Annotated in this window: 17 protein-coding genes; 3 read left to right on the top strand and 14 right to left on the bottom strand. The window is 71.2% G+C overall.

The window, feature by feature from the left end:
• Window positions 1–52: 52 nt before the first annotated feature.
• A complete protein-coding gene (locus tag OG241_RS15085) occupies window positions 53–952 on the bottom strand; it encodes a TIGR01777 family oxidoreductase (protein WP_405815860.1) in 900 nt (299 codons plus the stop codon).
• A gap of 62 nt (window positions 953–1,014) precedes the next feature.
• On the opposite strand from OG241_RS15085, the gene OG241_RS15080 reads away from it, so the two are divergent.
• Window positions 1,015–1,584, top strand: a complete 570-nt coding sequence (locus tag OG241_RS15080; protein WP_405815858.1) for a GNAT family N-acetyltransferase — start codon at window positions 1,015–1,017, stop codon at window positions 1,582–1,584.
• Here the strand turns inward: OG241_RS15080 and OG241_RS15075 are convergent, their stop codons facing one another.
• Entirely contained in the window at window positions 1,585–2,769 is a 1,185-nt protein-coding gene (locus tag OG241_RS15075) for a MarP family serine protease (protein ID WP_405815857.1), read from the bottom strand.
• A 289-nt stretch (window positions 2,770–3,058) separates the two neighbouring features.
• Between OG241_RS15075 and OG241_RS15070 the strand changes: the two genes are divergently transcribed.
• Both OG241_RS15070 and OG241_RS15065 read left to right on the top strand, forming a co-directional pair.
• Complete coding sequence (locus OG241_RS15070) at window positions 3,059–3,808, top strand: peptidoglycan recognition protein (RefSeq protein WP_405826226.1); 750 nt, start codon at window positions 3,059–3,061, stop codon at window positions 3,806–3,808.
• Between the two features lie 101 nt (window positions 3,809–3,909).
• Window positions 3,910–4,188 (top strand): hypothetical protein, encoded by a 279-nt coding sequence (locus OG241_RS15065; protein WP_405815855.1) that lies wholly within the window; start codon window positions 3,910–3,912, stop codon window positions 4,186–4,188.
• Between the two features lie 61 nt (window positions 4,189–4,249).
• Here OG241_RS15065 and OG241_RS15060 read toward each other — a convergent pair whose 3' ends face one another.
• The 12 genes from OG241_RS15060 to OG241_RS15005 all read right to left on the bottom strand — a co-directional run bounded on the left by OG241_RS15060 (window position 4,250) and on the right by OG241_RS15005 (window position 20,326).
• Window positions 4,250–4,774, bottom strand: coding sequence for a DUF4240 domain-containing protein (locus OG241_RS15060; protein ID WP_405826224.1), 525 nt, complete (start codon window positions 4,772–4,774; stop codon window positions 4,250–4,252).
• Window positions 4,775–4,856: 82 nt separating this feature from the next.
• Window positions 4,857–5,870, bottom strand: a complete 1,014-nt coding sequence (locus tag OG241_RS15055) for a helix-turn-helix transcriptional regulator (protein WP_405815853.1) — start codon at window positions 5,868–5,870, stop codon at window positions 4,857–4,859.
• Window positions 5,871–6,148: 278 nt separating this feature from the next.
• The gene (aceE, locus tag OG241_RS15050; RefSeq protein ID WP_405815852.1) at window positions 6,149–8,851 is read right to left on the bottom strand and encodes a pyruvate dehydrogenase (acetyl-transferring), homodimeric type; all 2,703 of its coding nucleotides are present in this window, start codon (window positions 8,849–8,851) and stop codon (window positions 6,149–6,151) included.
• Between the two features lie 258 nt (window positions 8,852–9,109).
• Entirely contained in the window at window positions 9,110–9,733 is a 624-nt protein-coding gene (locus tag OG241_RS15045; RefSeq protein ID WP_405815851.1) for a GntR family transcriptional regulator, read from the bottom strand.
• A 176-nt stretch (window positions 9,734–9,909) separates the two neighbouring features.
• Window positions 9,910–11,118: an ABC transporter permease gene (locus OG241_RS15040; RefSeq protein ID WP_405826222.1), complete on the bottom strand. Its 1,209-nt coding sequence runs from the start codon at window positions 11,116–11,118 to the stop codon at window positions 9,910–9,912.
• A gap of 53 nt (window positions 11,119–11,171) precedes the next feature.
• Window positions 11,172–11,915, bottom strand: coding sequence for an ABC transporter ATP-binding protein (locus OG241_RS15035; RefSeq protein WP_405815850.1), 744 nt, complete (start codon window positions 11,913–11,915; stop codon window positions 11,172–11,174).
• Window positions 11,912–13,384 carry a peptidoglycan-binding protein gene (locus tag OG241_RS15030; RefSeq protein WP_405815849.1) on the bottom strand — a complete coding sequence of 491 codons (1,473 nt, stop codon included), beginning with the start codon at window positions 13,382–13,384 and terminating at the stop codon, window positions 11,912–11,914. Before OG241_RS15030 ends, OG241_RS15035 begins: the two co-directional genes overlap by 4 nt.
• 3 nt (window positions 13,385–13,387) lie before the next feature.
• Entirely contained in the window at window positions 13,388–14,362 is a 975-nt protein-coding gene (locus tag OG241_RS15025; protein ID WP_405815848.1) for a hypothetical protein, read from the bottom strand.
• Between the two features lie 61 nt (window positions 14,363–14,423).
• Window positions 14,424–14,813, bottom strand: coding sequence for a hypothetical protein (locus OG241_RS15020; protein WP_405815847.1), 390 nt, complete (start codon window positions 14,811–14,813; stop codon window positions 14,424–14,426).
• A gap of 392 nt (window positions 14,814–15,205) precedes the next feature.
• Complete coding sequence (sucB, locus tag OG241_RS15015; RefSeq protein WP_405815846.1) at window positions 15,206–17,008, bottom strand: 2-oxoglutarate dehydrogenase, E2 component, dihydrolipoamide succinyltransferase; 1,803 nt, start codon at window positions 17,006–17,008, stop codon at window positions 15,206–15,208.
• A 59-nt stretch (window positions 17,009–17,067) separates the two neighbouring features.
• Window positions 17,068–18,456, bottom strand: coding sequence for a dihydrolipoyl dehydrogenase (gene lpdA / locus OG241_RS15010; protein ID WP_405815845.1), 1,389 nt, complete (start codon window positions 18,454–18,456; stop codon window positions 17,068–17,070).
• Between the two features lie 340 nt (window positions 18,457–18,796).
• The gene (locus OG241_RS15005) at window positions 18,797–20,326 is read right to left on the bottom strand and encodes a leucyl aminopeptidase (RefSeq protein WP_405815844.1); all 1,530 of its coding nucleotides are present in this window, start codon (window positions 20,324–20,326) and stop codon (window positions 18,797–18,799) included.
• Window positions 20,327–20,500: the final 174 nt, after the last annotated feature.

Raw genomic sequence — 20,500 nt, 5'->3', positions numbered from 1 at the left:
ATGCGGTCGCACCCTGTCATCCGGGAGGTGGGTCAGGGGCGCGGAGGAGGGGTCAGGCCTGCGCCGCCCGGATCGCGTCGTCGATCTCCGGGAACGCGAACGTGAACCCGGACTCCAGCAGCCGCTTCGGCAGCACCCGGGCGCTGCCGAGCACGTCCCCGGACATCTCGCCCAGCACCAGTTTCAGAGCGGGCGCGGGCACCGTGAAGAGCGTCGGCCGGTGCAGCACACGCCCCATCGCCGCCGTGATCTCCCGGTTGGTGAGCGGCTGAGGCGCCGTCAGGTTGAACGGCCCGGACAGCCCGTCGGTGTCGATGAGATGCCGGATCGCCGCCACCTCGTCCCGCAGCGCGATGAACGACCAGTACTGGGAACCGTCGCCCATCCGCCCGCCCAGGCCCGCCTTGAACAGGGGGAACAGCTTGCCCCAGGCACCGCCGCCGCTCGCCACCACCAGCCCGGTCCGCACGAAGACCGTCCGTACGCCCGCCTCCTGGGCGGCGCCCGCGGCCTCCTCCCACTCCACGCACACCGACGGCAGGAAACCGTCCCCCGCGGGGGAGTCCTCGTCCACGGTCCGGTCGCCGGTCTCCCCGTAGTAGCCCATCGCGCTGCCGTTCACGAAGACCCGCGGCGGCTTGTCCATGGAGGCGACGGCCTCGGCGAGCGTCGCCGTGCCCAGGACCCGGCTGTCGCGGATCGTCCGCTTGTACGCGTCCGTCCAGCGCCGGCTGCCGACCCCCGCCCCGGCCAGGTTCACCACCGCGGTGCAGCCCGCGAGCCCGGCCGCGTCGATCGTCTGCCGTTCGGGGTCCCAGCGGACCTCGTCCTTCGTCCGGGGCGCGTGCCGTACCAGGCGGCGCACTTCGTGCCCGTCGGCGGTCAGGGACCGCACCAGGGCCGTACCGATGAGACCGGACGCACCGGCCACCGCGATTCGCGAGCGTTCCATGCCCCCATCCTGCGCCACCGTCCCCGGACCCGTTGTCGTACCCCCGCCCTAGAGTGACCCCCATGCCGCCCGAGCCACAGCAGCCACAGCAGCCGTACGACGTTCACGAGGGCCGGGAGCGTCCTGCGGGCGCCGGGCCGTTCGTGCGCCCCGCCCGGCCCGAGGACGACGAGGCACTGGGCAGACTCGACCGCGCCACCTGGTCCACCCTGCACTCGGTCCAACCCCGGCCCAGACCGCCGTACACACCGTTCTTCCGCGAGACCTCAGACGCGGGCGACCACCTGGTCGCCGTGACCGAGGACGGGGACGGGGACGGCCGGATCGTGGGCTATGTGAGGCTCGCCCGGCCCACCCCGGTCGCGTCGAACGCGCACGTCCTGCAGATCCAGGGGCTCGCCGTCTCCGACGAGGCGCGTGGCACGGGCGTCGGCCGGCTGCTGATCCGGGCCGCCGTGACCGAGGCCCGCCGCCGGGGCGCCCTGCGCCTCTCGCTGCGCGTCCTCGGGCACAACGCCCCGGCACGCATGCTGTACGAGTCGGAGGGCTTCGTCGTCGAGGGCGTACAGCCCAGGGAGTTCCTGCTGGACGGGGAGTTCGTGGACGACGTACTCATGGGCCGGTCGCTGTAGTCAGGACGTGACCAGGTCGCCCGTGTCCACCGCCGTCGTCGAGGCGGTCGCCCGTTCGCCGTCGGCGCGGACCTCCTCCACCGTCAGGACGTAGCCCGTCTCGTCGTCGGAGGTGGAGCGGGCGAAGACCACGCCGAACACCTTGCCGTCGGTGGTGAGGAGCGGGCCGCCGGAGTTGCCGGGGCGGACGGTCGAGCGGATCGAGTAGATCTCGCGGGTCACCGTCTCGCTGTTGTAGATGTTCTGGCCCCTCGCCCGGACCTTGTCGGCCACCGTGGCGGCCTGCAGATTCAGGTCGCCGTCCTGCGGATAGCCCGCGACCACCGCCGAGTCGCCCCGCTTCGCGCTGTCGTCGAAACGCAGGACGGGCGCGCGCAGATCCGGGACGTACAGCACGGCCACGTCCTTCTCGGGGTCGAAGAGCACCACCGTCGCCTTGTGCGCCGTCCCGACACCGCCGACCCGGACACTCGGATCGTCGATGCCCGCCACCACGTGGGCATTGGTCATCACATGCCGGGGCGAGAACACGAAACCGCTGCCCTCGCGGCCCTGGGTGCCCGCGACGCCCTCGATCTTGACCGTGCTCAGCTTGGCCGCGTTCGTCGCGCTCGCCGTGACACTGTCCCCGGTGGGCTTGGCGACACTCGTCGCCGGTTCGTTCTCGAAGGGGTTGAAGACCTGCGGGAAGCCCGCCTCGGTGAGCGCGGACGTGGCCCGCGAAAACCAGGTCGGGGTGGTCTCCGGCATCGCGTCCTGCACCGTGCCCAGCAGCGCCGAGTCCCGGATCGCCGTCGTGACCAGCGGTGAGGAGGACGCGCCCAGGACGCTGGCGGCCACCCAGGACACCAGCAGCACGGCGACCGCGTTGGCCACGGCCCCGCCGACCCCGTCGGCGACCCGCAGCGGCCCCTGGTCCAGCTCGCGGCGCAGTTTCAGCGCGAACCTGCCCATCAGCTCATGGCCCACCACGGCCGGTACCAGCACCGTGAGCACGGCCGTCACCGTCGCCGCGGGCGTCCCCGCCGTCACCAGCTCCATGATCCACGGCAGCACCCACACGCCGATGACGGCGCCGCCCACGAACCCTGCCAGGGAGACACAGCCCGCCACCAGGCCGCGCCGGTACCCGGACGCGGCATAGCCGAGGATCACCAGCAACAGCAGGATGTCGAGCAGGTCCACTCCGGCCGCCTTCCTTCTGGACCCTTCGGTCCCCCGTACACGCGGTACACGCCGTTCACATGCGGTAGTACGCGCGGGACGGGCCCGGTGATCAGTCGCCGATCAGTCACATGCGCCCATCCGGCGCCTGGACCTCTAAAAACGTCCCGGACCGGGACGTTGGTTCCACCAAGTGGCACACCACACATCGCGGGCGGAACGGAACGCATCCACAGTGGGGCCCATGGGGTCCCTGCGGTCCATGGGTGGCTCGCGTGTCCGCCGAGTGCGCGTGCCGCGCGCCGTCCGCATGGTGCTCGTCAGTCTGCCCGGCATCGCCGCCGGTGTCGGACTGGTCCTGTGCGCGGCCGGCGACAACCGCACGATCCCACTCCGGGCCCACCCCGCCGCGACCCGCCCCGCCACGGTCCGCCCGGCCCTCGCCCACCTCGCGGCCAAGCCACGCATCGTCCCCCGAACCGCCTGGATCGGGGATGCCGAAGGCGATCAGCCACCGCCGCGCTACGACGACCGGGTCGTGGCCGTCTTCGTCCACCACACCGACTCGCCCAACGGCTACGACTGCGCCGACGCGCCCCGTCTCATCCGCTACGTGTACACGGGCCAGACCGGCTCCCGCGACTGGGACGACATCGGCTACAACTTCGTCGTCGACCGCTGCGGCACCATCTACGAGGGCCGCGCGGGCGGTGTCGACCGCCCCGTCACCGGCGCCCACACCCAGGGCTTCAACCATCGCACCGCCGGCGTCGCCGCCCTCGGCACCTTCACGGCGGGCGTGCCCGTGCCGCAGGCCATGACCGACGCGATCGCCGCCCTCACCGCCTGGAAACTCGGTCTCTCGGACGTCGACCCGCGCGGCACCGCCCGGCTGGTCTCCAGCAACTCCCTCAGCCGCTTCGCCTCCGGTACCACCGTCACCCTGCCCGCCCTGGCCGGCCACAACGCCGGCTACATGACGAGCTGCCCCGGCGCCGCCCTCACGGCCCGCCTCCCGGAGATCAGGAAGGCGGCGGCACGTCTGCAGGGCCGCCGCTGAGCCGCGGAGGGGAGGCTCACAGGCACGACACAGCGTGCTCAGGGGTGCGCCCCAACTCCCCTTCCTACCTTCGTCGTACGCACTGACCGGAGGTGGGGACCATGAGCAGCAGCAGTCGTACGAACCCGCTGGGGCCGACCGAGCAAACCGAACAGCCCCATGGCAGGAGGGTTTCCGGCGGCTGGACCGGGGCCGCGCGGAATCCGTGGGCCGTGCTCTGCGCGGTGGCGACGGTCGTCCTGGGCCCGGCGGCGGTCACGGCATCCGCCCTCGACCAGGCCAACCGGGCTCCCCTGCACCACCACGCGGTACGGGCCGACCCGACGCAGCAGGCGTACATCCCCTCGGACCTGACCCGCCGCCGAGGCACGGCGGCCTGAGGCGCGGGAGCCGGCGACAAAGGGCCGCGGCCGCAACCGGTCTACCTACGGGTACCGGCTGTCAGGCGCCCTTGAACCGCTGCCACAGCTTGGGATACCGGTCGGCGAGCGCCCCTTCGTTCTCCAGGGCGAGCGGCGTGCCCTCGGGTTCGGCGGGCGCGGGCGGAATGCCCAGATCCGGGGTGACGGTGCCGGTGAGCTGCTCGTACGCCTCGTCGGCCGCGTAGCCCAACTCCTCTCCGTCCCCGTCGATCTCCGCGTCGAAGTCCTCCAGGAGATCGGCGAGCGAGTCCGGGTCGCCGTGCAGGGCACCCTCGAAGACCTCACGGCCCTGGCCGATCAGCCAGCACCGGAAGAAGTCGAAGGCTTCGTCGTCGGCCCCGTCGAGCAGCACCCGGGCGGCGCCCCACAGGTCCCAACGGTAGGCGCGGTTGTAGCGGGCCTCGAAATGTCGGGCGAAGTCGAGCACCGAGTCCGGGTCGAGCTGGAGCAACCGCTCCACCAGCAGATCGGCCTGATCCTCGGGGTCACCCTCGGCGGCCTCGCGGGTCGCGTCCACCAGCTTCCAGAACTCCGTCTCGTCCATCACGGGTCCAGCATCGGGCCTGAGAGGGAGGGACGCACGTGGAGATACGCGGAATGTGATGGGGTGTACAGGCCCGCGGGCCTCACGGCGAGGAGCGGTACAGCGTCCCCAGCGCCTGTGCGTCCCGCGCGAACCGAGCCCGCAGTTCCGGCGGCGCCAGTACCTCGGCCTCCGGCCCGAGCGCCGCCAGCTGAGTATGGGCGACCTCCGCCGACTCAACGGCGAGCGTCACGGTGACCCGGCCCTGCGCGTCGGGCTCGCCGCCGCCCGACAGCGCGTCCCGGGCGGACACGGGATCGACGACGTACCTCAGCCTGCGTACCCCCTCCGCCGAGAGCCGTACGACGACCTCGGCGTGCAGGATCGACCGCGCGAACTCCTCCGCCCGCTCCTCCCAGAACGCGGGCAGATCGAAGTCGGCGTCGCGGGTGAAGCGTTCCCCGGAGGCGGCGAGGTGGTCGGAGACCTGGACGGAGGTGAAGCGGTCGACGCGGTAGACCCGGAAAGGCCCGGGCCCGGTGTGTTCCGGCACTCGGGCGCACAGATACCAGACGCCCGCCTTGAGGACGAGCCCGTACGGCTCCAGCCTGCGCTCCACGTCGGCGTCCTCGGGCCCGCGCCGGTAGTGGGCCAGGATCGGACGGTCGTCCCACACCGCGTCGGCGACAGCGGGCAGCAGCTCGGGGACGGTGGGCTCGCTGAACCAGGCGGGCGCGTCCAGATGGAACCGCTGGGCGGCTGTCCGGGGAGCGTCACGGAGGGAGGGCAGGAGCGCGGCGGACACCTTGAGGCGGGCCGCGGAGGCGGTGTCCTCCAGCCCCATCTCGCGCAGGGCGCCGGGCACTCCGCTCAGAAACAGCGCCTCCGCCTCGCCGCGGGCCAGTCCGGTGAGCCGGGTACGGTACCCGCCGACCAGCCGATATCCGCCGACCCGCCCCCGGTCGGCGTACACGGGCACGCCTGCCTCGGACAGGGCCTGCGCGTCCCGCGTGACGGTGCGCTCGGACACTTCCAGTTCCCGGGCCAGCTCGGCGGCGGTCATGGAGTGCCTGGCCTGAAGCAGCAGCACCATTCTGATGAGACGGGCAGCACGCATAGGTTCATGATGCCGCCCCCAGACCCCCGCTCCGGCCCTGAACGGGCCTTGTCCTCAAACGCCGGACGGGCTGGAAATGCGGGCCGGCGCTGAAGAGCGAAGGGGCGCGAGCCGACTCCAGCGGTTCCAGGTCGCCTGATGAACGGGCCGAGACGGGTGGGTGGGAAACGCGACCTGGGCTGTACAGGCCTAGCCATCCGTTCGCCGGACGCCGTCGAGAGGTTCGACGGCACCCGGCAAACGGACTGGAAACGGGCGGGTGGGTGGGAAAACCGCCCCTACAACCCGTACCGCTCCCGCGCCTCCTTCACCGCCGCAGCCCGAACTTCCCCCCGCCGAGCCAGCTGCGCCAACGCCGCCACGACGATCGACTCCGCGTCGACCCCGAAGTACCGCCGCGCCGCGTCCCTCGTGTCCGACAGCCCGAATCCGTCCGCGCCCAGCGACGAGTAGTCCTGCTCGACCCACTGGGCGATCTGGTCCGGCACCTGACGCATGTAGTCGGACACCGCCAGCACCGGTCCCTCGGCCCCCTGCAGCGCCTGCCGGACGTACGGCACCCGCTCCTCGCCCCGCAGCAGCGCCGCGTCCGCGTCCAGGGCATCGCGCCGCAGCTCGGTCCAGGACGTCGCCGACCACACGTCGGCCGCCACGCCCCACTCCTCGGCGAGCAGCCGCTGCGCCTCCAGGGTCCAGTGGATCGCCGTACCGGAGCCGAGCAGCTGGATGCGCGGCGCGTTGGCGGCCGGCGAGAGCCCCGCCGACTCGGCCGTGTTGAAGCGGTACAGCCCCTTGACGATCGCCTCGTCGAGCTCCGGCGCCGACGGCTTCGCCGGCTGCGGGATCGGCTCGTTGTAGACGGTCAGGTAGTAGAAGACGTTCGGGTCCTCGCCCGGCGCCGCCTCGCCGTACATACGGCGCAGACCGTCACGCACGATCACCGCCACCTCGTACGCGAACGCCGGGTCGTACGACAGCACGGCCGGGTTCGTCGCGGCGATCACCGGGGAGTGGCCGTCCGCGTGCTGGAGGCCTTCGCCCGTCAGCGTCGTACGGCCGGCCGTCGCGCCGACGAGGAAGCCGCGGCCGAGCTGGTCGCCGAGCTGCCACATCTGGTCGGCCGTGCGCTGCCAGCCGAACATCGAGTAGAAGATGTAGAACGGGATCATCGGCTCGCCGTGCGTCGAGTACGACGTCGACGCGGCGATGAAGTCCGCCATGGAACCGGCCTCGGTGATCCCCTCGTTGAGGATCTGACCGTCCTTGGCCTCCTTGTAGTACATCAGCTGGTCGCGGTCGACCGGCTCGTACGTCTGGCCCTTGGGGGAGTAGATCCCGAGCGACGGGAACAGCGACTCCATGCCGAAGGTGCGGGCCTCGTCGGGGACGATCGGCACCCAGCGCCGGCCCGTCTCCTTGTCGCGGACCAGGTCCTTGACCAGGCGTACGAAGGCCATCGTCGTCGCCACGTTCTGCGAGCCGGAGCCCTTGTCGAACGACGTGAACGTCTTGTCCGCGGGGGCGGGGAGGGGCGCGAGTGCCTGGGTGCGGCGGGCCGGGGCCGGGCCGCCGAGGGCCGCGCGGCGCTCCTGGAGGTAGCGGACCTCGGGGGAGTCGGCGCCCGGGTGGCCGTAGGGGACGACTCCGTCGACGAACTGCGCGTCGGAGATGGGGAGTTCGAGCAGGTCGCGCATCTGCTTGAACTCGTCCACCGTCAGCTTCTTCATCTGGTGGTTGGCGTTCTTCGACGCGAAGCCCTCGCCCAGGGTGAAGCCCTTGACCGTCTGGGCCAGGATGACCGTCGGCGCGCCCTTGTGCGCGAGCGCCGCCTTGTAGGCCGCGTACACCTTGCGCGACTCGTGACCACCGCGCGAGCGGTGGAAACAGTCGAGGATCTTGTCGTCGCTCAGCAGCTTCGCCATCTCGGCGAGCGCCGGGTCCTTGCCGAAGAAGTCGGCGCGGATGTAGGCGGCGTCGCGCGTCTGGTACGTCTGCACCTGGGCGTCCGGAACCTCGCGCAGGCGGCGGACGAGCGCGCCCGTGGTGTCGAGCTGGAACAGCTCGTCCCACGCCGTGCCCCAGAGGGTCTTGACGACGTTCCAGCCCGCGCCGCGGAACTGGGCCTCCAGCTCCTGCACGATCTTGAAGTTCGCGCGGACCGGCCCGTCGAGCCGCTGCAGGTTGCAGTTGATGACGAAGGTCAGGTTGTCGAGACCCTCTCGCGACGCCAGCGCCAGTGCCGCCGTCGACTCCGGCTCGTCCATCTCGCCGTCACCGAGGAACGCCCAGACGTGGGACGCGGAGACGTCCTTGATGCTGCGGTTGGTCAGGTACCGGTTGAAGCGTGCCTGGTAGATCGCCGACAGCGGGCCGAGGCCCATCGACACCGTCGGGAACTCCCACAGCCAGGGCAGCCGGCGCGGGTGCGGGTACGACGGGAGGCCGTTGCCGCCCGACTCGCGGCGGAAGTTGTCGAGGTGGCCCTCGTTCAGCCGGCCGTCGAGGAAGGCTCGGGCGTAGATGCCGGGGGAGGCGTGGCCCTGGATGTACAGCTGGTCACCGGAACCGTCGCCCTCCTTGCCTCTGAAGAAGTGGTTGAAGCCGGTCTCGTACAGCCAGGCGGCCGAGGCGAAGGTGGCGATGTGGCCGCCCACGCCGTGTTTGCTGCCCCGGGTCACCATGGCCGCCGCGTTCCAGCGGTTCCAGGCGGCGATCCGGTGCTCCATCGCCTCGTCGCCGTCCACCGCGGGCTCGGCGGCGGTCGGGATGGTGTTGACGTAGTCCGTCTCCAGGAGCTTGGGCAGCGCGATGCCGTTGCCCTCGGCGCGCTCCAGTGTGCGGCGCATCAGATACGCGGCACGGTGCGGCCCGGCCGCCTTGGTGACCGCGTCCAGGGAGGCCTGCCATTCGGCGGTCTCCTCCGGGTCGCGGTCGGGGAGCTGGTCGAGCTCACTCGGCTGGATGGCCTTGGGGTCGGTCATGTCGCCGCCTTCCTCAGTCGAAGGGGGTTCCCTCGTCGGTAAGGGTTCGGGGGTGCCCTTGGTCTTTGGCAGGACAGGGCTGTGGGCCCTGGTAGGGGCCCGTCGGCGACTCTAACTCGCTGATCGATGATCGATCAAAGGGTTGAAGGGCAAAACCTCTCGATCACCAGAAAGTAGGCACGGGGTGCCTTTCGGGCGGGCACGGGGTGCCGCATTTTTCATCGTTTTCGCAGGTGAGCGGCGCTCGGCTCGGTTGCGTCAGGGGCGTGGCGCGCAGCCCAGTACATGGGCCTTCACCAGCTCGGCGATCCGTGGATCCCGGCGACGGAACGCGGCGACAAGCTCCTCGTGCTCCTCCGCGTACGACTGCTGCACCGTCCCCAGCCAGCGGATCGACAGGGCCGTGAACACCTCGATGCCCAGCCCCTCCCAGGTGTGCAGCAGCACCGAGTTCCCGGCCGCGCGCACCATCTCGCGGTGGAAACCCACCGTGTGCCGGACCTGGCCGGTTCCGTCCGAGGCGCGGTCGGCCTCGTACAGGGCGGCGACATGCGGTTCGAGGGCCGAGCAGTCGTCCGCCAGCCTCTCCGCCGCCAGCTCCGCCGCGATGGCCTCCAGACCGGCCCGGACGGGGTAGCTCTCCTCCAGGTCGGCGGCGGTCAGATTCCGTACGCGCACGCCCTTGTTCGGGGCCGACTCGATCAGCCGCAGCGACTCCAGCTCGCGCAGCGCCTCCCGTACGGGAGTCTGGCTGACCTCCAACTCGGTCGCGATCCGGCGCTCCACGATCCGCTCGCCCGGCTTCCAGCGCCCGCTGACGATCCCCTCCACGATGTGCTCGCGGATCTGCTCGCGCAGCGAGTGGACGACGGGCGCGGTCATGAGGGCTCCTTGAGGGAGGGGCTTCGGCCCCAGGGGCGGTGACCTGTAGACAATACGGCCGCCTCCCTGTCAGGAGACGTCCCCGGCGTGAGTGCGGCCGTACGTGAGACGAGGGTTACAGACCGGACAGGGCGCACGCCACAGCACCGCGAAAGTCGGCGCCGGTGTCGTGAACCTCAGCGGCGCAGCGCCTCCACCGGCTGGACGCGCGCCGCCCGCCAGGCCGGGTACACCCCCGCGAGAAGGCCCGTGAGCATACCGGCGGCCGGTGCCGTCGCCACCGTCAGGGGTTCCACCACCGCTGTCCAGTGCTGGGCGACGGCGACCCCGACCACGACCAGGGTGCCCACGCTGGCCCCCACCAGACCGCCGAGCAGCCCCAGTACCGCAGACTCGGTGAGGAACTGACCGGTCACATGGATGCCGCGCGCCCCCAGCGCCCGGCGCAGGCCGATCTCCGGGGTGCGTTCCAGGACCGCGACCAGGGTGGTGTTCGCGATGCCCACCGCGCCGATCACCAGACAGACACAGGCCAGCAGCAGGAACAGCTGCCCGAGGTCGGAGGAGACCGAGGAGCGCAGTGCCTTCGGGTCGGGCGGCGGCACCGCGCCGAATCGGTCACGGTGCGCCGGGTCGAGGGCGGTGGGCACCTCGTCGGCGATCTGGCGGGCCGCGCCGACGTCCGTCGACACCAGCATCTTCGCCCGGCTGCCGCTGTCCGGGGTGCCCCAGATGTCCTCGGCGGTGGTGCGCGGCACGATCACCGACAACAGCAGGCTTGTGTCGCGCTCCACGTCGTCCAGGATGCCGACGACCGTGAACGCCCGGCCGCCGATGTGGACCGCGGGGGCGTTCTCCAGCGAGGTGATGCCCAGCCGCGAGGCCAGACCCCCGCCCAGCACGGCGACCGGCTGGCGGTGCTCGCTGTGCCAGGCGCCGAACAGCCGCCCCTCGCGCAGCGTCGGCTCCACGGCCCGCAGCAGCCCCGGGTCCGCCGCGACGACGCTCGCCCCGCGCTCCCCGTCACCCGCGTCCCCGGTCAGGGTGGCCCGTACGGTGTCGTCGGCCCGCCCCTCCAGCCGGATCTGCCAGTACACGCCCGCGTGTTCGACGCCGTGCAGCTTCTCGATCCGCTGCTGCGCGTCGGCCGGGAAGGACAGCGGCACGTCGTCGGCGTGGCTCCCGCCGGTGTCCTCGACGGTCACCTCGGTCGCCGTGAGCGCGTTGAAGGTGCTGTCGATCTGGGCGGAGGTGGTCGCCGTCAGCCCGAGCACGGCGACGAACGTACCCACCCCGAGCACGGTCCCCAGGCTGGTCAGCGCCGACCGTCCGGGCCGCTGGAGCAGCCCGCCCAGCGCCTCGGAGACCAGGTCCCGCGCGCTCATCCGGGTGGTGAGGCGCGCGGCGGCCGGGACACCCCGCGTACGCCGGAAGCGGATCACGTCCGTACCCCGCTCTCCCGCGCCGCCGCGTCGTTCTCCTTCAGGACGCCGTCGCGGATCGTGATCGTGCGCCGGCCGCGGGCGGCGACCTCGCGGTCGTGGGTGATGACGAGCAGGGTCATGCCCTCACGGTGGAGCTGGTCGAGGAGGCTCAGCACCGACTCCGCGGTGACCGTGTCGAGGTTGCCGGTCGGCTCGTCGCACAGCAGGAGCGAGGGACGGGCCACCACGGCACGGGCGATGGCCACCCGCTGCCGTTCGCCGCCGGACAGCCGCGACGGCACGGCGTCCACCCGGTGGCCCAGACCCACGCGTTCCAGAGCCTCCCTGGCGAGCGCGGGCCGTTGTCCGCGCGGGGTGCCGTTGTAGAGAAGCGCGAGGGTGACGTTCTCCAGGGCGCTGCGGTGCGCCAGCAGATGGAACGACTGGAACACGAACCCGATACGCCGCCCTCGCAGCGCGGTCCGCCCGGCGTCCCGGACCGCCCCGGTGTCCACCCCGTCGAGGAGATAGCGCCCCGACGTAGGCCGGTCGAGCAGCCCGGCGATGTTCAGGAACGTCGACTTCCCCGACCCGGACGGGCCTACGACCGTCACGTAGTCGCCGGTGAGGACGGTCAGGTCACAGGGGCGCAGCGCGGGCACCGGGGGCGGCCCGGGGTAGGTCAGCCCGACCCCGCGGAACTCGATGACGGGCGGGGGAGCGGAGGCCACCTCTGGCGCCGTCGCGGGCTCCGTCATGACGCCGTGCCCACGACGACCGGGTCGCCGGCGTCGAGACTCCCGCTGCCGCTCGCGCCGCTCACGGGCGTGACCTGGACGTATCCGTCCCCGGTCGCGCCCGTACGGACCTCCACGCGCTCACGGCGCGCCCCGTGCAGCACCGTCACGGTGGTCCGGCCGTCGGTGCCGGAGGTGACCGCGGCGACCGGGACCACCAGCACCTTGCCGCCGGTGGCTGCCGAGGTGACGGTGATACGGACGTTCTGGCCGGTGAGTGATCTGGGCAGCGCCGTGTCCGGGACGACCACCACGGCGTACGTGGCGGTGTCGCCCCCGGAGCTTCCGGAGCCGCCCGAGCTCCCGGAACCCCCGGAGCCGCCGGAACTCCCCGAGCCGCTCCCCGAACCCTGGCCGCCGCTCGGCGTCGGGGCCGTCGCCACCGTGGACACCCTGCCCGCGAACTCCTTGCCGGTCAGTTCGGACAGGATCTGGGCCTTCTGGCCCTTGCGCAGCAGCGTCTTCTCGTCGGCCGCCGCACCGCCCTGGACCACGAGATCGCCCGAGGACAGGGTCAGCAGGGTGCCGGAGACGGGCTCACCGACGACCGCGCCGACCGCGTCCAGGCGGGCCGGGAAGGAGGGCAGGAAGACGACCTCGGCGGCCGGCAGCATCGCCCCCGCCTCCAGCCGGGCCGCCGCGAGGTCCTGCCGGGCGTCCGCCAGGTCCTCACGGGCCCGCTTCACCTGGGTGACGTCCGGCTTCTCCACCGCCTCGGCGTCCTCCAGCATCCGTTCGGCGTTGCGGACGGAGTCCTCCGCGCTCTCCACCGCCTGGGCCGCCGCCTCCTCACCGCCGGTCGAGGCGGGCCTCGGGTCGTAGCCGAGGTCGGCGTACAGACGCTCGACGGCGTCCTGGGTGCCGGTGCCGAAAGAACCCGTGGTGTCGCCGCCGCTGCCGTACCCGAGACCGGTCAGTGCCCGCTGGAGCTGGGTCACGTCGTCGCCCTTCGAGCCGGGCTTGAGATCCCGGTACGCGGCGACCCGGCCCTTCAGGGCGATCACCGGGCGCCCGGACACCTCGGCGACCACCTTGCCCGCCCGTACGTCGTCACCGGCGGCGTACGGCAGCTTGGACGCGATGACCGACCCGCCGGCCCCGCTGTCTCCGGCGGCGGACGCGGACGGCGTCACCGTGACGGTCCGGCCCGCGCGGACGGTGCCGCGCAGGACGACCGTGTCGGCGAGTACCCGCCGCTCGACCTCCGCGGTGAGCACGTCGGGCTCGGGTGCCCTGGTGTCGGCGACGGCCTGGGCGGGGGACTTGACGTACAGGGAGGCGGCCACACCGCCGCCCGCGAACAGCGCCGCGCCCCCGGCCACCAGGGCCAGGACGCGGCGCCGCCGCACGAGTGCGGACGTTCCGCCCGCCGGGTCGGACTCCCGCTCCGGCCCCGACACCGGCTCCGGATCCGGTCGAACTTCGGCCATCGGTCACACGACCTTGGCCGCGTTGCGCAGCATCGCGTCGTAGTAGTCGCGCACGGCCTGTAGCAGTTCGGCGTTGTCCTCGACGGCCTGCTTCTCGTAGGCGAGGAACACGGCTTCGGTCACGCCCAGGTAATTGGCGGACATCCGGCATTTCACATCGGCCGTGGCCACCGATATCTCCCGCTCACTGGCCACCTGATTGGTGGACCATTCGCCGTCCCCGGCGGCGGATTTCAGGCTGCCGTACGAGAAACCGGATTTCTTCATGCATGCGGACCATGATTTCTCCATTTTTTCGAAGAGGTCGGTCTGCATGGCGCTGCTGTGGGATTCCGCCCGTATTTCCAGAATGGCGTTCAGCGGGTCGGCGTTGTCCGAGCCGAATTTCTTCAGTTCGGGAGTGTTCTTGGCGATCGTCTGCTGGGCGCGGCCGGCACAGCCCCCCTCGGGGATCTCCTTGCCGTTCACCCGCTGACCGGCGGGGGCGGAGGCGCCCGCGACCGCCGTGCCGTTGGCCACCAGCATCTCGGTCTCCTTGTCCCCGGTCGCCAGCGCGGGCAGGCCGGACGTGGAGTCGGAGTCCGAACCGCTCTCCTGGTCGTCGCTGTCGCCGCCGGTGTCGGTGCCGGCCGGGTGGTAACCGTACTGCTGTGCCTGTTCGAGGGTGACCGGAAGGTCGGTGCCCTCGCCGATGTCCTCGAACATCAGCCAGTCCGAGGGCACCTCGATCCGGCTGTCGGTGAAGCCGTACTCGGACATGCAGTCACGTAGGAGCGAAGTCTGGGCCCTGGCCAGGGTGTTGAGCTCGGTCTCGGTCGGCAGATAGGCCGCGAGAGGCATTTTCGTCGTGGTCGCCGCCGTTGGTGTGGAGACGGGACCGACCTTCACGGGTGCCGGGGCGCTCATCTCGTCCGCCGAGCAACCGGTGGCAAGTCCCGTGGCCAGAAAGGCGGTCAGCAGGATACGCAGTGTTTTCATGTCGCCTTCCAGCACGGGGCGGGCGGCCGGCCGCCCGCCCCGCGAGAGTCTCGGAAGCTGGTCAGGCGATGCCGTAGTACCAGCTGCTGTTGCAGGAGAAGTAGTCGCCCGTACCCGACTCGCCGACGCACGCCTTGTAGTAGACGTAGGCGTTCTCGGTGAAGTCGTAGTTGAAGTCGCCCGAGTCGCCGTTGCCGCTCGTCACCCAGTTCGTGGTGTTCACCCCGTCGTACGGGACGTACGACCAGCCGACGGCGGAGTGCCCGTCGGCGTCGGTGTCCTTGACCCAGATGTGGTCGCCGTACGACTTGAACCAGACTTGCGAGCCGCCGGTCGGGTTGTAGACGGCGCCGCCGTCCGTGCCGGCCGACGCGATTCCCGCGCCGCCGAGGGTGAGAACCGCCGCGCCCGCCAGGGCGAGGGCGAATCTCTTGCTTCTACTGAGAGACATTTCTTGGGTTCCGTTCCTTTTCGTGCGATCCGATGGTGCATGAAGGGAAACGGAGGGGCAGGGATAAGCACCGCCTTGGCTTTGCCGGAGCACCCCCCCAGTCGATGGCGGAACCTCATCCCCTTGAGGAACCACCACCTTGGCGCCTCGGTGATCGTATGGGCTGGTTCCGGCCAAGAGCAAGGTGAATTAAAAAGAAACACGAGGGGTTCGAGTTCTTTTGTATGCCCTGAGAGGAATCAATCCTTTCGCTTTTTGTTTGCTGTGTGTCCGGGTAATTGGATCAATTGAAAAGAGCCAGTTGGCCGGAAAGTGGTGCACGGCATAGGACGGTGCCCCGTCCGGAAGGATCCGGACGGGGCACCGTCGTACACGTACATCCCAGGCGCTGGTTACAGGCCGAGCTCGACCTCGAACTCGCCCGCCTCCAGGATCGCCTTGACGGCCGTCAGGTAACGGGCCGCGTCGGCGCCGTCGACCAGACGGTGGTCGTAGGACAGGGTCAGGTACGTCATGTCGCGTACGCCGATGACCGTGCCCTCCTCCGTCTCGATGACCGCCGGGCGCTTGACCGTCGCGCCGATGCCCAGGATCGCGACCTGGTTCGGCGGCACGATGATCGTGTCGAAGAGCGCACCGCGCGAGCCGGTGTTGGAGATGGTGAAGGTCGCGCCGGACAGCTCGTCCGGGGTGATCTTGTTGGCCCTGACCTTGCCCGCGAGCTCGGCCGTGGCCTTGGCGATACCGGCGATGTTGAGGTCGCCCGCGTGCTTGATGACCGGGGTCATCAGGCCCTTCTCGGAGTCCACCGCGATACCGACGCTCTCGGTGTCGAAGTAGGTGATCGTGCCCTCTTCGACGTTGATCCGGGCGTTGACGGCCGGGTGGGCCTTCAGCGCCTGGGCCGCCGCCTTCACGAAGAACGGCATCGGGGAGAGCTTGACGCCCTCGCGGGCCGCGAAGGAGTCCTTCGCCTGCGCGCGGAGCTTCATCAGGCGCGTGATGTCGACCTCGACGACCGAGGACAGCTGCGCCTGCTCGTGCAGCGCCTTGACCATGTTGTCGCCGATGACCTTGCGGATGCGGGGCATCTTGATGGTCTGGCCACGGAGGGGGGAAGCCTCCAGGGTCGGCGCCTTCCTGGCTGCCGGAGCAGCGGCTGCGGCGGCGGGCGCCGGAGCTGCAGCGGCGGCCTTCGCCGCCTCGGCGGCGGCCAGGACGTCCTGCTTGCGGATGCGACCGCCGACGCCGGTGCCCTTGACGGAGCCCAGGTCGACGCCGTTCTCGGCGGCGAGCTTGCGCACCAGCGGGGTGACGTAGGCACCCTCGTCACCGGAGGTGGCGGGGGCGGCGGCGGGCGCCGGAGCGGCCGGAGCCACCGGGGCGGGCGCGGCCGGCGCGGGAGCCGGGGGAGCGACCGGAGCCGCGGCCTGGACCGGAGCCGGGGCCGGGGCGGCCGGGGCCACGGGGGCCGGAGGCGCGACGGGCGCTGCCGGAGCGGGCGCCGGAGCCGCGGCCTGGACCGGAGCCGGTGCGGCCGGAGCCGGGGCAGCCGCCGGAGCGGCACCCGGGGCGCCGATCACGGCCAGCTTGGCGCCGACCTCGGCGGTCTCGTCCTCGCCGACCACGATCTCCAGCAGGATGCCGGCGACCGGCGCCGGGATCTCCGTGTCGACCTTGTCGGTGGAGACCTCCAGCAGGGGCTCGTCCTCCGCGACCTCCTCGCCGACCTGCTTCAGCCAGCGGGTGACGGTGCCCTCGGTGACGCTCTCACCGAGCGCCGGAAGGGTGACGTCGGTGCCGGAGGCACCACCGGCGGGAGCCGCAGCGGGGGCAGGGGCCGGAGCGGCCGGAGCCTCGGCCACCGGGGCCGGGGCAGCCGGAGCGGCCACGGGCTCGGGGGCCGGAGCCGGGGCGGGCTCGGCGGCCGGGGCAGGGGCGGCTGCGGGCGCGCCCGTGCCGTCGTCGATGAGGGCCAGCTCGGCGCCGACCTCAACGGTCTCGTCCTCGGCGACCTTGATGGACGCGAGGATGCCGGAGACGGGCGAGGGGATCTCGGTGTCGACCTTGTCGGTCGACACCTCCAGCAGCGGCTCGTCGGCCTCGACGCGCTCGCCCTCGGCCTTCAGCCACCGGGTGACAGTGCCCTCGGTGACGCTCTCACCGAGCGCCGGAAGGGTTACGGAAACCGCCATGGTTTCGGTTGCTCCTTACGAAATTGCGGAAGTCTGTGTCGTCGTCCGTCGACCGAGGGTCAGTCGTGGGCGTGCAGCGGCTTGCCGGCCAGGGCCAGGTGGGCCTCGCCGAGCGCCTCGCTCTGCGTCGGGTGGGCGTGGATGAGCTGCGCGACCTCGGACGGCAGCGCCTCCCAGTTGTAGATCAGCTGGGCTTCGCCGACCTGCTCGCCCATGCGGTCGCCGACCATGTGGACGCCGACCACGGCACCGTCCTTGACCTGGACGAGCTTGATCTCGCCCGCGGTCTTGAGGATCTTGCTCTTGCCGTTGCCCGCGAGGCTGTACTTCAGAGCGACGACCTTGTCCGCACCGTAGATCTCCTTGGCCTTGGCCTCGGAGATGCCCACGGAGGCGACCTCGGGGTGGCAGTACGTCACCCGGGGCACGCCGTCGTAGTCGATCGGCACGGCCTTCAGACCGGCCAGACGCTCCGCCACCAGGATGCCCTCGGCGAAGCCGACGTGCGCGAGCTGGAGCGTCGGGACCAGGTCACCGACGGCGGAGATGGTCGGGACGTTCGTCCGCATGTACTCGTCGACCAGGACATAGCCGCGGTCCATCGCGACGCCCTGCTCCTCGTAGCCGAGACCGGCGGAGACGGGCCCGCGGCCGACGGCCACGAGCAGCAGCTCGGCCTCGAACTCCTTGCCGTCGGCCAGGGTGACCTTGACGCCGTTCGCGGTGTACTCGGCCTTCGAGAAGAAGGTGCCCAGGTTGAACTTGATGCCGCGCTTGCGGAACGCGCGCTCAAGAAGCTTGGAGGAGTTCTCGTCCTCGAGGGGGGCCAGGTGCTTGAGGCCCTCGATGATCGTGATGTCCGTACCGAAGGACTTCCACGCGGAGGCGAACTCGACGCCGATGACACCGCCGCCGAGGACGATCGCCGACTGCGGCACCCGGTCCAGGACGAGGGCGTGGTCCGAGGAGATGATCCGGTTGCCGTCGATCTCCAGGCCCGGCAGCGACTTCGGCACGGAGCCGGTCGCCAGCAGGACGTGGCGGCCCTGGATCCGCTGCCCGTTCACGTCGACGGAGGTGGGGGAGGAGAGCCGCCCCTCACCCTCGATGTAGGTGACCTTGCGAGAGGCGACGAGGCCCTGGAGCCCCTTGTACAGGCCCGAGATGACCTCGTCCTTGTACTTGTGGACGCCCTGGATGTCGATGCCCTCGAAGGTGGTCTTCACGCCGAACTGCTCGCTCTCGCGGGCCTGGTCGGCGATCTCGCCCGCGTGGAGCAGGGCCTTGGTGGGGATGCATCCCCGGTGCAGGCAGGTGCCGCCGACCTTGTCCTTCTCGATCAGGGCGACGTCAAGCCCCAGCTGGGCCCCGCGCAGCGCCGCGGCGTAACCGCCACTGCCACCGCCGAGGATCACTAGGTCGAAAACGGTGCTGGCGTCGTTCGCCACGTCACGTCCTCCATGCATTGCGCCGTACGCCGGTCGTCAGTGACCGGGCGGCGGCTGGTGTCCGGCCGCTCTTTCTTCGGCCCTGTGGTGGGGGCCCTATCCTGCCGAGCCCATCTTCGCACCTGTCGGACCCGGACGAGACGCCGGGCCTGTGTGACGGACACCCCACCCTCGTAGGAGGGCGGCAACGAGTCTGACCTGAGGGGCGCGGGGAACTGCGCGACAAGCCACGCACGACCGGCAGCCGCCAGACCACACCAGGTGCCGAGCTGTGAGGCGCAACGGGACCCCGGACTACCCGCCCACGGGGTCCCGCCACTCAAAGCCCCTTAAAGCACCCTCAGCCCAGATCGCCGGCAGCGGTCAACTCAGCCAACCGCACCAACGTACGAACCGCGGTCCCGGTCCCACCCTTGGGGGTGTATCCGAAGGGACCCCCCTCGTTGAACGCGGGCCCCGCGATGTCCAGGTGCGCCCAGGTGATCCCCTCACCCACGAACTCCCGCAGGAACAGCCCCGCGACCAGCCCGCCGCCGGCCCGCTCACCCATGTTCGCGATGTCGGCCGTGGGCGAATCCATCCCCTTCTTCAGGTGGTCCGGCAGCGGCATCGGCCACGCCGGCTCCCCGACCTCCTCGGCGGCCTCGTGCACCGCGGAGCGGAACGCGTCGTCGTTCGCCATGATCCCGTACGTCCGGCTGCCCAGCGCCAGCACCATCGCGCCGGTCAGCGTCGCCACGTCGACGATCGCGTCCGGCTTCTCCGCCGAGGCGGCCCACAGGGCGTCGGCGAGGACGAGACGGCCCTCGGCGTCGGTGTTCAGGACCTCGACGGTCTTGCCGCTGTACATGCGCAGCACGTCACCGGGACGGGTGGCGGAGCCGGACGGCATGTTCTCGGCGAGCGCCAGCCAGCCGGTGACGTTGACCTGGAGGCCGAGCCGCGCGGCGGCGACGACCGCGGCGAAGACCGCCGCCGCACCGCTCATGTCGCACTTCATCGTCTCGTTGTGCCCGGCGGGCTTGAGCGAGATGCCGCCCGAGTCGTAGGTGATGCCCTTGCCGACGAACGCGAGGTGCTTGCTCGCCGCCTCGTGCGTGTACGTCAGCTTCACCAGCCGGGGCCCGGCGGCGGAGCCGACGCCGACACCGAGGATGCCGCCGTAGCCGCCCTCCTCCAGTGCCTCCTCGTCGAGCACCGTCACCTTGATGCCGTGCTCCTCGGCCGCGGCCTGCGCGACGGCGGCGAAGGCCTCCGGGTTGAGGTCGTTCGGCGGGGTGTTGATCAGGTCGCGGGCCCGGTTGAGCTCCTCGGAGACGGCGGTGGCGCGGGCGACGGCCGCCTTGAACGCGGCGTCACGGGGCTTGCCGCCGAGCAGGGTGACCTCGGCGAGCGGCGCCTTGCCGTTCTTCGCGTCCTTGCCGTTCCTGCCGATCTCCTTGTACGCGTCGAAGGAGTACGCCCCGAGCAGCGCGCCCTCGCCGATCGCGCCGGCGTCGGCGGCGTCCTCGATCGGCAGGGCGAAGGCGGCCTTCTTGGCACCGGCGAGGGTGCGGGCGGCCACTCCGGCGGCCCGGCGCAGCGACTCGGCGTTGAAGGTCTCGTCCTTCTCGGGCAGTGCGCCGAGGCCCACGGCCACGACGACGGGTGCCTTGAAGCCGGCCGGGGCGGGCAGCTTGGTCACCTCGCCCTCGGCACCGGAGGCACCGAGGGTCCCCAGGACGTCGGCGAGCTTGCCGTCGTACGCCTTGTCCACGGCCTCGGCGCCCGGTGCGACGACCGGGCCCTTGCCGCTCTTGGCGACACCGACGACGATCGCGTCGGCCCGAAGGCCGGGCGCCGCAGCGGTACTGAGAGTGAGAGCAGTCACGGTGGTGAATTCTCGCTTCCGTCTGAAAAGTCCGTCTGAAGAGACTCTGTGGCCGAGTGGAATGGGTCGACCAGGCCCGACAAGCGACCCTAAATCCGGCCCTGGGGGGCGGTCGGTACCGGGGGTGGTACACCCGGCACGAGCCTACGCTCGGCAGCCGGTTTCGCTCATTCC

Source organism: Streptomyces sp. NBC_01390, assembly GCF_045040105.1.
GTDB lineage: Bacteria > Actinomycetota > Actinomycetes > Streptomycetales > Streptomycetaceae > Streptomyces.
This window is presented reverse-complemented; position numbering and strand designations above follow the sequence as displayed.

Bases quoted from the DNA above. Each gene is read 5' to 3' on its own strand.
- OG241_RS15060 (WP_405826224.1), bottom strand. From the start codon at position 4,774: ATGGACGAGACGGAGTTCTGGAAGCTGGTGGACGCGACCCGCGAGGCC.
- OG241_RS15055 (WP_405815853.1), bottom strand. From the start codon at position 5,870: ATGCGTGCTGCCCGTCTCATCAGAATGGTGCTGCTGCTTCAGGCCAGG.
- OG241_RS15030 (WP_405815849.1), bottom strand. From the start codon at position 13,384: ATGGCCGAAGTTCGACCGGATCCGGAGCCGGTGTCGGGGCCGGAGCGG.
- OG241_RS15080 (WP_405815858.1), top strand. From the start codon at position 1,015: ATGCCGCCCGAGCCACAGCAGCCACAGCAGCCGTACGACGTTCACGAG.
- OG241_RS15045 (WP_405815851.1), bottom strand. From the start codon at position 9,733: ATGACCGCGCCCGTCGTCCACTCGCTGCGCGAGCAGATCCGCGAGCAC.
- OG241_RS15085 (WP_405815860.1), bottom strand. From the start codon at position 952: ATGGAACGCTCGCGAATCGCGGTGGCCGGTGCGTCCGGTCTCATCGGT.
- OG241_RS15065 (WP_405815855.1), top strand. From the start codon at position 3,910: ATGAGCAGCAGCAGTCGTACGAACCCGCTGGGGCCGACCGAGCAAACC.
- OG241_RS15020 (WP_405815847.1), bottom strand. From the start codon at position 14,813: ATGTCTCTCAGTAGAAGCAAGAGATTCGCCCTCGCCCTGGCGGGCGCG.
- aceE (WP_405815852.1), bottom strand. From the start codon at position 8,851: ATGACCGACCCCAAGGCCATCCAGCCGAGTGAGCTCGACCAGCTCCCC.
- sucB (WP_405815846.1), bottom strand. From the start codon at position 17,008: ATGGCGGTTTCCGTAACCCTTCCGGCGCTCGGTGAGAGCGTCACCGAG.
- OG241_RS15040 (WP_405826222.1), bottom strand. From the start codon at position 11,118: ATGAGCGCGCGGGACCTGGTCTCCGAGGCGCTGGGCGGGCTGCTCCAG.
- OG241_RS15025 (WP_405815848.1), bottom strand. From the start codon at position 14,362: ATGAAAACACTGCGTATCCTGCTGACCGCCTTTCTGGCCACGGGACTT.
- OG241_RS15070 (WP_405826226.1), top strand. From the start codon at position 3,059: ATGGTGCTCGTCAGTCTGCCCGGCATCGCCGCCGGTGTCGGACTGGTC.
- OG241_RS15035 (WP_405815850.1), bottom strand. From the start codon at position 11,915: ATGACGGAGCCCGCGACGGCGCCAGAGGTGGCCTCCGCTCCCCCGCCC.